The organism is Aminobacter sp. P9b, assembly GCF_045345995.1.
GTDB classification, from domain to species: Bacteria; Pseudomonadota; Alphaproteobacteria; order Rhizobiales; family Rhizobiaceae; genus Aminobacter; species Aminobacter niigataensis.
The window spans coordinates 40,764-54,084 of sequence record NZ_CP150083.1 but is presented as its reverse complement, the minus strand read 5'-3'; the positions used below and the strand labels follow the sequence as shown (position 1 = coordinate 54,084).

Here is a 13,321-nt window from a genome sequence, read left to right as displayed (position 1 = left end):
GGACCGCGGCATGACAAATTCCTTCAAGAAGATCTTGCTCGGCGACCAGGGGCTGGTCGTCATCTTCGTGCTCGCCTTCGCTCTGGTGTCGATCTTCGTCCCCAACTTCCTGACCGAACGCAACATGCTGGGCCTGCTGCAGTCGGTCGTCACCGTCGGCATCGTCGCCTGCACCATGATGTTCTGCCTGGCGGCACGCGACTTCGACCTGTCGGTCGGCTCGATCGTCGCCTTCGCGGGCATGGTCGCTGTGATGGCGTCGAACGCGACAGGATCGATCACCATAGGCATCCTGGCCGCGCTCCTTTGCGGCGCCACCGTCGGACTGATCAACGGTGTCGTCATTGCCAAATTCCGCATCAATGCGCTGATCACCACGCTTGCGACCATGCAGATCGTTCGAGGTCTGGCGCTGATCTCGTCGGACGGTCGCGCTGTCGGTATCAACGATCCCAACTTTTATCAGCTCGCACTGTCGAAGCTGATCGGCGTGCCGACGCCGATCTGGGTATTGCTGGTCCTGTTCGTGGTTTTCGGCTTCGTGCTCAATCGCACTGTCTTCGGCAAGAACACGCTCGCCATCGGCGGCAATCCTGAGGCTTCGCGTCTCGCCGGCGTTAACGTCGATCGCACGCGCATCTGGATATTCACGCTGCAGGGCGCCGTCTGTGCCATCGCCGGCATCCTGCTTGCCTCGCGCATCACCTCCGGCCAGCCCAATGCGGCCGTCGGCCTCGAATTGTCGGTCATCTCGGCCTGCGTGCTCGGCGGCGTGTCGCTGGCCGGCGGCCGGGCGGCGATTGCCGGCGTCATCGTCGGCGTGATGATCATGGGTATCGCCGAGAATGTCATGAACCTGCTCAACATTCCGGCCTTCTACCAGTACATCGTCCGCGGCGTGATCCTGCTGCTGGCAGTGCTGCTCGACAACCTACGCTCGAATGCGCTCGGACGGCGTTAAGTTGATCGATGCCCGGCTTCATCACACTCGAAAATGAGCGCCTGTCCTTGCGTCTCAGTGCGCAAGGCGGCGCGATCATCGACGGGGTGACGCAAGACGGCCGTCCGTTTCTGCGGCCCCACGGGGATGGTGCGTTCGACGTGCTGCGCTCGTCCTGCTTTCCGCTGGTGCCGATCGGCAACCGTGTCGAAGGCAACGGGTTCGAACTTCGCGGCAAGCATTATCGCTTCGAGCCCAATACCGACGAGCCAAACTACATCCATGGCGACGGCTGGCTGGTGGGCTGGAACGTCGAGGAGGTGTCGCCTGCGCATGTGAAGCTCGCCTTCGAGCAATTGCGGCCGGCCAGCTCGCCTCATGCCTATCGTGCGGTCCAAACCGTCGCCATCGATGGGGCGACGGTGCGGCTGGAGCTTTCGGTGACAAACCGGGGCCAGGAGGCGCTGCCCTTCGGCATCGGCTTCCATCCTTATTTTCCACGCACCGAGGGCACGAGGCTCATGGCTCCGGCGCAGACATGGTGGACCGAGCGCGACGGCTGCCTGCCCGGCGTGCGCACGCCGATCCCCGACAGTGCCGACTTCTCGGCCTCGCGCCGCCTTCCTCGCCGCAGGCTGAACAATTGCTTCGAAGGCTGGAGCGGCTTGGCCAGGATCGTCTGGCCGGAGGCTGGCCTTGCTGCCGATATTGCGGCCGATCCGGTCTTTTCCAGATACATGCTCTACGCGCCGGAGGAAGATCGCGGCTTCTTCTGTCTGGAGCCGATGACCCACGCTCCCAATGCGCTGATGCTCGCCGGACCGGCGGCGCTGCACATGCTTGCCTCCGGTGAAACGCTATCCGGAGGCTTCTCGATCACAGTTTCGAACCTAGAGGACATCCCATGAGCGAACGTCTCGCCGGCAAGCGCATCTTTCTTACCGGCGCGGCGCAAGGCATCGGCCTTGCCATCGCCGAGGAGTGCCTGAAGGAAGGCGCGAGACTTTTCGTGGTCGACCGCGATGGCGCCCTGTTGCGCGAGGCCATGGCTCGGCTCGGCGCAGGCGAGGGCACGCTGGCCCATGCGGAGGCGGATATTGCGGATGCCGGGGCAATCGCAGCCGCCATGGCCGCGGCCGGAAATACGATCGGGCCGGTCAATGCGCTGATCAACAATGCCGGCATCAACGTCTTCAACACGCCGTTGGAAACCACCGACGACGAATGGCAGCGCTGCTTCGACATCAACCTCAAGGGCGCGTGGAACTGTTGCAAGGCGGCTCTGCCGGGCATGATTGCGGCTGGCGGAGGGGCGATCCTCAACATAGCCTCGACGCACGCTTTCACCATCATCCCGCATACCTTCCCCTATCCGCTGGCCAAGCATGCGCTGCTTGGGCTGACCAAGTCGCTGGCGCTGGAATATGCGGCTGCGGGCATACGGGTGAATGCGCTGGCGCCTGGCTATGTCGAGACGCAGAAGAACGTCGACTACTGGAACAGTTTCCCCGATCCCGCCAAGGCAAAGGCCGAGACGCTGGCGCTGCATCCGGGCAAGCGCATCGCTTCCACGACCGAGATCGCCAAGGCCGCCGTGTTCATGATCTCCGACGAGTGCCCGTTCATGAACGCCGCCAGCCTTGTCATCGATGGTGGCTTGAGCGTGCTTCAGCACGCTGCGCAATGACGGCAGGCGGAAGGCAGTTTCGATATTGGAGAACCGGTCCGGCGGTGGCAAGCCCGTGGCTGGACACTGCGAGAGCCCGGTGCTATCTCCCTGCGCAGCAGCCGGGTGTCGGTTGCTGACGCAGCAGGGACGACCCGTTGCGACCTAGTATTGAGGGGACGACCCCACCAGGGGTCAACGTGATGTCTTCTCCTGCAATATCCAACACCGCGCCTTCGACCGCTTCACTCGGAGAGCTGTTTCCCAAGGTCACCGTAGCGCGGCTTGTGGTTGCCTGGGCGGTCGTGGTCGCATTTCAGCTCGGCGGCAGTTCCTGGCTCTCCGAGCCCATCTCGCCGGTCACAGCCATCGTCTGTTTCGTGGTGCTGTTTGCCACGATCCTGACAGCGGCTTTCGGTGTCGTGCGCGAGGCCGATCACCTCGCCCATCAGCTTGGCGAGCCCTATGGCACGTTGATCCTGACCTTGTCGATCGTGTCGATCGAAGTGATCCTGATCGCAGCCGTAATGCTGGGGCCAGGCGAGGCTCCCACGATCGGCCGGGATTCGATCTTCGCCGTGATGATGATCATCCTGAACCTGGTGACGGGCATCTGCCTGCTCGTCGGCGGGATTCGCTATGGCGAGCAGGAATACAACGCCCAGGGTGCGCTGGCCTATATCTCGATGACGGTCTTGCTGACCGGAACCGCGCTCGTGCTGCCGAATACGATGAGCACTGGTAACGGCACCTTTTGGCCGGCGCAGGCAATCGCCTTCGCGGCGTTCACAGTCGTGCTCTATGGGGCATTCCTGCTGATGCAGATGCGCGGCTATCGCCGGCTCTTCATGCAGCCCGAGCCAGGGTCGCTTTCGATTCCGGCCCGGGCGGCCCCGGATGGCGATACAACGCATCCAAAGGCAAGTCTGGACACCAGAGGTAACACAATCCGCTCGATCACCCTGGTCGGCATGATGCTTCCGATCATCCTGCTGGCCCATGATCTGGCGATTCTGATCGACCATGGAATTGAGCTTGCTGGTGCCCCGGTTGCCCTGGGCGGGGTGTTGATTGCGATCATCGTCTTCACGCCCGAGTCGATCACCGCGGTCAAGGCTGCACTGCGCAACGAGATGCAGCGTGCGGTCAATCTTTGCCTCGGCGCGTTCGTCTCGACCGTCGGCCTTACGGTTCCGGCAGTGCTGGTGGTCGGGCTTGTCACCGGAAAGACCGTCGTACTGGGAATTACACCGACGGAGACGGTGTTGCTGCTTCTGACGATCGGCCTGACAGCCCTTACATTCCTGGGTCAGCGGACTTCTGCGGTGCAGGGCTTGATGCACCTCATGCTGTTTGCAGTATTCAGCGTCCTGCTGTTCAGTTCCTGAGCCATGAGATGACGGCAGCCTCTTGGCGAGGCTGCCGTTGTCACGCGAGGAGCCGGTGCGCCGTCACCTGCCGCCGGCTCGGTCCGGGCTGCCTGGCTCCCTGGAGTGCTGCAACTCGCTGTCCGGTATCAGTGAAGGCCAGTCGTGCGCGGCGACAGGCAATTGTTCGCAATGATCGAGACAGCTCAGAACGGCGGCGGGCGTTGTCGCCTGCCGGATCAGGTGTCGCGTTGTCTGGTTGCGGAACGTGCGAGCCAGGTAGGACAGGGCCGGCAGGAAGGTACCCACCTTGCTGCGCGGCCAAAGCAAGCCGAACAGAATGTCCACGGGAGCGTCGTCGATCGCGCCAAAGTCGATGGGCTCTTTCAGGCGCGCCATACACGCGACTGGCTTGGTAAGCTCATCCATCAATGCGTGTGGAATTGCGATTCCCCACCCGACTCCCGTTGCGCCCAGGCGTTCGCGTGCGAGGAGTTCGCGGCGAATGATCTTGTCGTCGATGCCGGCCTGGGTTGCGAGCATGGCCGCAAGCTTGGCCAATGCAGAGTGCTTTTCCTTGGCGATAAAGTTCAAGTCGATGCCGTCTTCTGCAAGGACCTCGTGGAGTTGCATGGCTGCCTCCGTGCGTGCCTGCTGGTGTCGCACGCAGCAAGCGACCTGCAGCGCGGACGGACTCAAAAGGTACAGGTTGGGGAGCCTGGCTCTCCCGGACGCCCGGCCAGGGCTTCGTCGACGTCCGGGCTAGATTCCTGTTTTGAGCCTCCTCGGCTCACTGCGGACAATAAGCACGAATTCCATGTCTTATTGGTAGCTGTTTAAATTCAATAATCAAGGCGCGGGGTTCATCGGGGTTTTCGATAAAGAAGAATTGAAGAGAAGATCGATAAAAATGACGCCCATGCGATCCGAAGGATTTCAGATTTATCGCCCGTTTCCTGGTGATGTTAGGATGGACACTTCAGGTATGCCTCGGTCAGCCCCTTCCTCAACCCTATTTCCTGCAACGGGCAAGCCGAACACCGGGCGTTTGCACGCGAAACTGGTTCCTTGCATGCTGCGTGGGGGACGAACAATAGAGGTGCGCCGTTCTTGCGGCCCTGAAACTACCTCAAGAAGTTGTCAACTCCCGGTGTGCAGCCAAAGGATTAATGCAAGCTGTCGTTGACGCTGGGCATCAAGTGTTTACCATGCCTTAACCGTGTTTGTTTACCACCTGGTTATTATTACGGCGTGGTCCTGCGACCCGCCACGCATAAACTGGTCTAAGAAAACGGGTTGGCGATCGCTGATGTCTTACTGCAGAACGGCTGTAGCGGTGTTGAGTGCCTGCGTTGCGCTTGCAGGGTGCGCCAACGGCGCTGTCCGCCAGGTTTCCGCTCCAGCGACCGGCAAGGTCGTGACCGGCAGCGTCGGCAGCAACCTTGCGTCGATCAATACCCATCCGGAAATACTGGCCGCTGATGCACGGCGCGATGCGGCCGGCGAGGAGATTGCGCGCGCGCGGTCGACCCTGCTGCCAAGTGCCGGCATAGAGGCGAGCGCGGGTGTTGCAGCCGGCGACGGCGACGAATTCGACAGCCGCACGACCGGCAATGCCTATTCCTATGCGCTGACGGTCGACATCCCGCTCTATCAGGGCGGCAGGGGACAGTCCGCCGTGGCTGCTGCCAAGGCGGATTACCGCGCCAGCGGCGAGGTGGCCAACGACAGGCGTGTCTCTGCCGCCTATGAACTGGCGCTGGCGCTGATCGAGGTCCACCGCCAGAAGGGCGCCGTGGTGATCCTGGGCAAGCAGGCAGCTATTCTCGCAAGCCTGAAAGGCGGCCTGGAGACTGAATTGAAGGCTGGGGCAGCAAGCCGCGTCGACGTGGACGACGTCGGGCGCCAGTTGTCGCGCTTGTCGGTCGATCGTGAGCGCGCCAGGCTGCTGATTGCCCAGGCAAGTCGCACCGCGCTGCGGCTCGGGATCGAGCCCGAGACCAAACTGCCGGAGGTCTCGAAGCTCTATCTGCCGAGCGAAGAACAAGACCTCATCGAACTGGCTGTGAAAAACAATCCGCGCGTCAAGGAACGCGATGCCCGCGCCGATGCGGCAAAGGCCCGGGTCAATCAGGCAAAGGGCGATCTGCTGCCGACCGTGTCCGCGGGGCTGAGCGTGCGGGGCGGCGAGGATACGCTTCCCGGCGTCGATCGCCATGTCGCAGGTCGTGGTGAGGTGCGGTTCTCGATGCCGATCTACACGGGTGGCCGTGTCAGTGCCGGTATCAGACAGCGCAACGATGAAAACCGCGCCGCGGTGTTCGAAGCCGATGCCGCGCGAATTGGCGTGACTGCCGCGATTCGGTCCGCATTCGACCGCCGCGTGCTGGCAAGGCGCATGCAGACCCTGGCCCAGGCGGAACGGCGCAACGCCGCCTCGGCCCTCGAGGGCGTACGCGCCGAACGCAAGGTCGGCGAGCGCTCGACCTTTGACGAGATCAGGGCGATTGCCGACCTCGCCAATTCGGAAATCAATCTCAACAATGCGCGCTACGACCTGATCGCCGCCGAGTATACGATCGCGGCGGAAACGGGCCTGATCGGCGAACTCTTCGGCGTACCAGGCGTCCAGCAGACTGCGGTTGCCGAATAGCTATTCCGCCGCCATGCCGTAGGCGAGCCCGCGCGCCGGTTCCTTGAGCCGCTTGCGGATACGGTCGGCGAGAATGCGCACGAACGGCTCCAGAACCATGCTGTCGTGGTCGCCGGGCACTTCCTGCACGGTCAAGCCGGCGGCAAAGGGCGTCCAGCCATTGTCTTCCATCGCGACGTTGCGGCCGTCCTGCAACATGCGCCCGCCGCTCAAACGATAGATGACGTTGAGCTTCGGCCGGAGTAGCAGCACGCTGCCCGCGTAGGGCTTGAGCTCGTAGCGTGGCAATGCGGCGCGGAAGGCGTTTTCAATCGCCAAATCGTGGAACTGCTCGGAAGACTGCTCGGCCTGTTCGGCATCCGCGCGGCCTGCGACTCTTTCTTTCCACCGGCGGCGATCGTCGATCCATCTGGCGACGAAATTATGCCGCTCCCGGCGCAGATCCTGAAGCTTCATCGAGAGCCGGTCGAGCAATGACAACGGCGGCTGTGTCGGCAGCGGCGTGTCCAGCAGGATCACTTGCGCGACTTCCTCGCCTTCGGCGAGCAGCTGCTGCGCCATCTCGTAGGCAACGAGGCCGCCACCGGAGAACCCGCCCAGCAGATAGGGTCCGTGCGGCTGGACGGCGCGAACCTCCTTGAGATTGTCGCGTGCCATCTCGACGAAGTTGTCGTGGGGCTCCTGGTCGCCATAGAGGCCGCGCGCCTGGAGCCCGTAGACCGGGCGGTCGGTGCCGAGCTGCATGGCCAACTGGCGCAGATTGAGTACATTGCCGAACATGCCGGCGCAGAGGAAGAACGGCGTTCCACCGCTTGAGCGCCCTGCGCTCATCGTGACAAGGTGGGTCGCCTTCTCGATCTTGTTGTCGTTCGGAGCGGCGGCTTCTTCCGTCTTGGCTGACAGCGGCGCTGCCTGCTCGCCGATCAGCGCCGCGCACTCGGCGATTGTCGGCGCCTCAAACAGCACGGAGATCGGCAGGTCGATTGCGAATTGCTTCCGGATCATCCGGAACAGGCGCACCGCGATCAGCGAATGGCCGCCAATGTCGAAGAAGCTGTCGTGGACGCCGATCTTCTCGACGCCGAGCAATTCGCTCCAGAATCCGGCAAGCGTGCGTTCGATTTCGTCTCGCGGCGCGACATAGTCATTGTCGAGATCGGGACGTTCGAAGACCTCGCCCGCGCCCTGCGCTTCGGCGCGCGGTTGGGACACACGTTTGCGCAGCGCTCCAAGATCCATCGAGCTCACGATCGGCTGCGGCTGGCCGGTGCCGAGCGCACGCATCAGGGCTTCGAAGCCCTCGGCCGGCAGGATGCCCTGGCTGACCTGCGCAGCAAGTTGCAGTGCCGCCGGCGACAGCGGTTCCTTGTCGTCGCCCGCAGGCTTGCGTGCGCGATCAACGCGCTGCGTTGCAGCCAAGGCGAGGTCGTCGTCCAGCCGCTTCATGACGAAACGCTCGATTTCCACGACGATGCTGCCGTCCGGTGTGGCGATTGTGATGTCGAAGGTCGCGAATCCGTCACCGAGATCCGATGCCTCGCTCAGCCGCGCCCAGCTGACGATCGCCTCGGGCAACTTCATGTAGAGCGCGATGCTGCCGTAGGACATCGGCGCCCACAGGGCGTGGGATGTCGCATGGCCGGGCGCCAGGTCGAGAGCAAATCCGGTGGCGATGTCGAGCAGCGCTGGATGGGCGATGAAGCCGGTGGCGATGTCGCCGCGATAGGCCTCATCGATCCTGAGCTCGGCAAAGGCTTCCCGATCCCCGCGGGCAAGGGAGCGCAACACCTTCCAGCGTGGTCCGAAGTGGATATGATCTTCCTGTACCGAGCGCAGCGCAGCTTCGCCTTCGGCGCGCTGGCCCACGGTCAGGCGCGCCGAGGCGGCAGCGACATCGGAGGCAGCGTGTGGCTTGGCGAGGCGCTTGCGCAGCGTCGCTTCGGCGTGGAGGGTGAAGCCTTCCGACATGAGTTCGGCATCGGCGGCGGTGACAAGCACCCGTTGTCGATCGCCGTCGGCGGCAAGCCGCACGCGCAGGATCTTGTCGCGCCCGTCATCGACTTCGAGCGGGCGCAGGAAGAAGAGATCAGCAAGCTCCCCGCCCTGATCGACGCCGTACTCCTTCATCGCCTGGGCGATGATTTCAATCGTGCCGGTACCCGGCAGGATGGCCTGTCCCGAGACCAGGCGATGCTCGTCGAGCATCCAGTGGCTGCGCGGTGAAATGCGCGTCTCGAGCCAAACATCGCCCGACGTGTCCTCCACCCAGTCGGTGAAGAACGGTCCTTGTGCCTTGCCACGATGCGGGTTTGGCGCGTCGGCTTGCCCGGTCTGGCCGGTGGCGCGCGCCGCCAGCCCGACAGCGTTCCAGACGCCCCAGTGGAGCGCGACGGTCTTGCGTGAGCTGTCTGCGAAACAGCTGTCGGCATAGGCGTTGAGATAGGCATTGGCGGCGACGTAGTCGACCTGTCCGGCGGGAGCCGTGTCGGTGCTGGTCGACGAAAACAGCACAAAGAGATCGAGTGGGCTGTCACGGAAGACCTGGTCGAGAACCACGGTGCCACGCAGCTTCGGCGACAGCACAGCCTCCATCCCCTCCAGCGACTTCAGCTGGATCAGGTTGTCGTCGACGAGACCGGCGGCGTGGAACACGCCATTGATGTCGCCGAAAGTGGCGCGCGCCTCGTCGGCAACCGCTGTCATGTCTTCGACGTTGCTTACGTCGGCGGTGACGTAGAGCACCTCGGCCCCCTTGGCCTCCAGGCTCTGGATTGCCTCGATGGCGCGGCGTATCCGGTCGTTGCGCGAGAGCGGAATGGCCAGTTTTTCCCATTCCTCCCGAGGCGGCAGTGCGTGCCGTCCGGTCAGGACCAGCTTTGCCTGGAAACGTGATGCAAGTTCGCCGGCGACGACCTGAGCGAGATCGCCAAGGCCGCCGGTGATCAGATAGACTCCGCCTGTGCGCAGCAAGCCGTTATCGGCATTGGCTTCGGCAAGCGCCAGCTTCTCGTAGCTGCGAATCCAGCGTTTGCCCTTGCGGTGGGCAACGGTTTCCGACGCGGGCGCAGCGAAGATGTCGTCCCACAATTGGTCGAGCTGCTGGCCACGCAATGATGCCGCAAAGTCGCTCGCTGCCGTGCGCGTCCGTAAGAAGCCGCCCTTGTCCGGCCGAGACGGCGCCGAAAATTCAAGGTCGACGAGGCGAACCGTAACGCCCGGCATTTCCTTCGGCATGACGAGCGCGGGGCCGAGGATGGTTGCCTTTTCCGGATAGGGCAGGGCTTCGCTGCCGACCCGCTGCATGCCGTTGGTCACGACGGTGATCTGCGGCTCGAGGCCCTCGATGTCGCCAAGCGCCTGGGCGATGAAGAACAGGCTCTGGAAGCCGCGTTCCTGGTTGCGGTTGAAGAAGTTGGAGCCCGGGCGGAAGGTTTCCTCGCCTGTCACCAGCCAGAGGTGCACGATGTGCTCGGGGACGCCGCCGTCGCCGGCGAGCCCTGAAAACAGCGCGTCATAGCCTGGCCGTTCCTGTTCGGCGCACAGGGTGTAGTCGCCGCTGTCGTGCCTTACGAAACCGTCGCCGGCCTTGACCGTGGCAACGCGATGGCCCTTGGCGCGAAGCCGTTCGACCAATGCCGCACCCAGGCCAGTATCGTCCATGAAGACCAGCCAGGATGCCGGCTGGGCATCGGCGTCGATCGTCACATCGGCCAATGCCTGTTTCCAGCTTGGCCGGAAACCCCAGTCCGTCATGTCGGGCAGCTTGCCGATGAAGTCCTGCTCGTTCTCGTTGGCTACCGCTGCGACGCTGCGCTCGATGAAGTAGCGCTGGTGCTGGAACGGATAGGTTGGCAATGACACGCGCCGCGCGCCGCTTCCCTCCCACAGCTTGGCGATGCTCGCGTCGAGACCGGTCGCCCAGGCGCGGCCCATCGCGGCGAGGAAATGCACGCGGTCGTCGGTAGCCTCGTCGGGATGCGGCAGGCTGTTGATGACCTGGTTTGCCTCGATGCCCGGCTGAAGCTTGACCAGTGACGACAGAGCCCGGCTCGGGCCCACTTCGACATAGACCCGCCCCGGCTGCGCCGAAACCGCGGCGAGACCCTTGGCGAAGTGGACGGTCGAGCGGAGATGCCGGACCCAGTAGAGCGGGTCGCGTGCCTGAGCCTCGCTGAGCCATTCGCCAGTGAGGTTGGAAACGATCGGGATGGTCGGCGCCCGCAGGTCGATGCCGCGCAGGAACGCTTCGAACTGTCCGAGAATCGGGTCCAGCATCTGCGAATGCGCAGCGATATCGATGGCGATGCGCGATGCATCGATGCCGCGCTCGGCTAGCCTGAGGCGCAGCGCCTCGAGATCCCCATTGCGACCCGAAACCACGCAGAGCTCGGGCGCATTCACCGAGGCGAGGTCGAGCGCCGGGTTCATATGCTCGGAAAGGGCTTCGGGCGACAGCGGGACGGACAGCATGCCGCCGGCCTCGACCGTGTCGAACAGTTCGCCGCGCAGGCGGACGAGATTGACGACGTCGCGGAAGCTCATGACGCCTGCGATGCAGGCGGCGGCATTCTCGCCCATGGAGTGGCCGATCAGCGCCGATGGCTTGATGCCCCAGCGCATCCAAAGCCGTGCAATGGCGATTTCCACGATCAGGATCGCGGGGAGCTGCACCGAAGGCCGGAGGAAATCGCTCGCCGCCAAGGATGGGTCGGTATCGGCTGCCAGCCAGACGCGGCGGATCTCGGTTGCGGCTTCCGGCTTGAGATAGTTCAAGCCCTCGTCGACCGTCGCACGAAAACCGGCGTCTTCGGCATACAGGCTGCGGGTCATGCCAACATGCTGTGCACCGCCGCCCGGAAACAGGAACACTGCGTTAGCGGCCTCGATCGTGCTGTGGGTGTGGACGCGCCTTGGTTCCGAACCGGAGAGAAGGGCGATGGCCTCGTCGCGCCCGCGTGCCGCTATGGCGCGCCGGTGCTCGAAGTGCTTTCGCCCGGCAAACAAGGTGTGGGAGACATCAGCGAGCGGCAGCCCCGGCTGGCGCGCGATTTCTTCGCCGATCTGCTCCATGGCGCGGTCCAGCGCCTTGCGGTTCTTGGTGGCAAAAAGGAAAAGCTGCGGCTCCCCGTCGCCCTTGCCTGCAGCGGCGGCTATGGGCTTGGGCGCAACCTCGAGGATCGCATGGGCGTTCGTTCCGCCGACGCCCAGCGAGTTCACTGCCGCGCGCCGCGGTCCGGGAACTGCCGGCCACGGTGTCAGCTTGTCGTTGACGACGAACGGACTGCGGGCGAAGTCGATGGCCGGGTTGGGCTTCTCGAAATTCAGCGTCGGCGGCATCTCGCCATGTTTGAGCGCCAAGGTCGTCTTGATCAGGCTGACCACGCCGGCAGCGGTATCGAGGTGGCCGATGTTCGACTTCACAGAACCGACGCGGCAGAAGCCGGTGCGCGCGGTGCTTTGCCGGAAAGCCTGCGTCAGGGCCTCGATCTCGATCGGATCGCCGAGATAGGTGCCGGTTCCGTGGCACTCGACATACTGGATGTCGTCGGCGGAAACACCTGCGAGACCTTGCGCCTCGATGATGGCCTCGGCCTGGCCGGTGACGCTCGGCGCGAGATAGCCGGCCTTGCTGCTGCCGTCATTGTTGACGGCGGTCGCCTTGATGACGGCGTGGATGATGTCGCCATCGGCGATGGCGTCGGACAGGCGGCGTAACACGACCACGCCGGCACCGCTGCCGAACACCGTGCCGTCGGCACGATGGTCGAAGGCGCGGCAATGGCCGTCGGTCGAGAGAATCTCGCCGTCCTGGAACAGATAGCCGCGCCGGTGCGGCAATTCGATGGTGACGCCGCCGGCCAGCGCCATTTCGCATTCGCCGGCAAGCAGGCTCTGGCAGGCGGTGTGGATCGCGACGAGCGAGGTAGAGCATGCCGTCTGGATGTTGACGCTCGGGCCACGCAGGTCGAAGGCGAACGAGGCGCGCGTGGCGAGGAAGTCCTTGTCGTTGCCGGTGTGACGCAAAAGGAACATGCCGACCTGGTCGACAAGCTGGCGATTGCTGCAGACGTTGAAGTAGAAATAGGAGCCCATGCCGCAGCCGGCGAAGACGCCAACGGGACCGGCGCTCGAATCGGGCGTGCGTCCGGCGTCCTCCATCGCCTCCCAGGCACATTCCAGGAAATGGCGGTGCTGCGGGTCCATGATCGCCGCTTCCTTGGGGCTCAGCCCGAAGAAGTCGGCATCGAACATCTCCATGCCGGGAAGCTCGGAGGTGCGGCGCACGTAGTTGGGCAGATGCATGCGCGCGGCGGACTCGCCCGCGGCCAGCAACTCTTCTTCCGTCAGGTCGCGGATCGACTCCACGCCGCCGCGCAGGTTTTCCCAGAATTCGCGGACATTGCGCGCACCCGGCACGCGAAGCGCCATGCCGACAATGGCGATGTCATTCGGAGACACCTGATCGGTTTCATACATCGCATAGTGCCCCGAGAGCCTATCATTCCTTTGGCAAGCCAAGCCTGGATACGGGTAACACAGTAGCCGATATCCAATCGTCCTGCCGATAGGCTCATTCTAAGAAACATCTAGAATGAAAACGGCGTTAAGCTTTCCGCTGTCAGGTCAGACCCGCAGCCCCTGCGACGATATTGATGCCACTGTCGCGCTACAGCCTTAACCAAACATTGAAGTCC

At 63.6% G+C, this 13,321-nt stretch carries 7 protein-coding genes; 5 read left to right on the top strand and 2 right to left on the bottom strand.

Features of this window, described 5'->3' with window-relative positions:
• Positions 1–10 precede the first annotated feature (10 nt).
• The 4 genes from araH (at position 11) to WHT83_RS24375 (ending at position 3,994) form a co-directional block, all read left to right on the top strand.
• Positions 11–961 carry an L-arabinose ABC transporter permease AraH gene (gene araH / locus WHT83_RS24390; protein ID WP_341878530.1) on the top strand — a complete coding sequence of 317 codons (951 nt, stop codon included), beginning with the start codon at positions 11–13 and terminating at the stop codon, positions 959–961.
• A gap of 8 nt (positions 962–969) precedes the next feature.
• A complete protein-coding gene (locus tag WHT83_RS24385) occupies positions 970–1,848 on the top strand; it encodes an aldose 1-epimerase (RefSeq protein ID WP_341878529.1) in 879 nt (292 codons plus the stop codon).
• Positions 1,845–2,627, top strand: a complete 783-nt coding sequence (locus WHT83_RS24380) for an SDR family oxidoreductase (protein WP_183263804.1) — start codon at positions 1,845–1,847, stop codon at positions 2,625–2,627. The genes WHT83_RS24385 and WHT83_RS24380 overlap by 4 nt, the downstream gene beginning before the upstream one ends.
• Positions 2,628–2,809: 182 nt before the next feature.
• The gene (locus WHT83_RS24375; RefSeq protein ID WP_341878528.1) at positions 2,810–3,994 is read left to right on the top strand and encodes a calcium:proton antiporter; all 1,185 of its coding nucleotides are present in this window, start codon (positions 2,810–2,812) and stop codon (positions 3,992–3,994) included.
• Positions 3,995–4,057: 63 nt separating this feature from the next.
• Here WHT83_RS24375 and WHT83_RS24370 read toward each other — a convergent pair whose 3' ends face one another.
• Complete coding sequence (locus WHT83_RS24370) at positions 4,058–4,606, bottom strand: PTS sugar transporter subunit IIA (protein WP_341878527.1); 549 nt, start codon at positions 4,604–4,606, stop codon at positions 4,058–4,060.
• Positions 4,607–5,282: 676 nt separating this feature from the next.
• Here WHT83_RS24370 and WHT83_RS24365 point away from each other — a divergent pair.
• The gene (locus tag WHT83_RS24365; protein ID WP_341878526.1) at positions 5,283–6,626 is read left to right on the top strand and encodes a TolC family protein; all 1,344 of its coding nucleotides are present in this window, start codon (positions 5,283–5,285) and stop codon (positions 6,624–6,626) included.
• Here the strand turns inward: WHT83_RS24365 and WHT83_RS24360 are convergent, their stop codons facing one another.
• Positions 6,627–13,103: a beta-ketoacyl synthase N-terminal-like domain-containing protein gene (locus tag WHT83_RS24360; RefSeq protein ID WP_341878525.1), complete on the bottom strand. Its 6,477-nt coding sequence runs from the start codon at positions 13,101–13,103 to the stop codon at positions 6,627–6,629. It abuts the gene before it with no gap.
• Positions 13,104–13,321: the final 218 nt, after the last annotated feature.

Excerpts from the sequence above, each read along its gene's own strand:
- araH (WP_341878530.1), top strand. The coding sequence starts at position 11 with ATGACAAATTCCTTCAAGAAGATCTTGCTCGGCGACCAGGGGCTGGTC.
- WHT83_RS24385 (WP_341878529.1), top strand. The coding sequence starts at position 970 with ATGCCCGGCTTCATCACACTCGAAAATGAGCGCCTGTCCTTGCGTCTC.
- WHT83_RS24380 (WP_183263804.1), top strand. The coding sequence starts at position 1,845 with ATGAGCGAACGTCTCGCCGGCAAGCGCATCTTTCTTACCGGCGCGGCG.
- WHT83_RS24375 (WP_341878528.1), top strand. The coding sequence starts at position 2,810 with ATGTCTTCTCCTGCAATATCCAACACCGCGCCTTCGACCGCTTCACTC.
- WHT83_RS24370 (WP_341878527.1), bottom strand. The coding sequence starts at position 4,606 with ATGCAACTCCACGAGGTCCTTGCAGAAGACGGCATCGACTTGAACTTT.
- WHT83_RS24365 (WP_341878526.1), top strand. The coding sequence starts at position 5,283 with ATGTCTTACTGCAGAACGGCTGTAGCGGTGTTGAGTGCCTGCGTTGCG.
- WHT83_RS24360 (WP_341878525.1), bottom strand. The coding sequence starts at position 13,103 with ATGTATGAAACCGATCAGGTGTCTCCGAATGACATCGCCATTGTCGGC.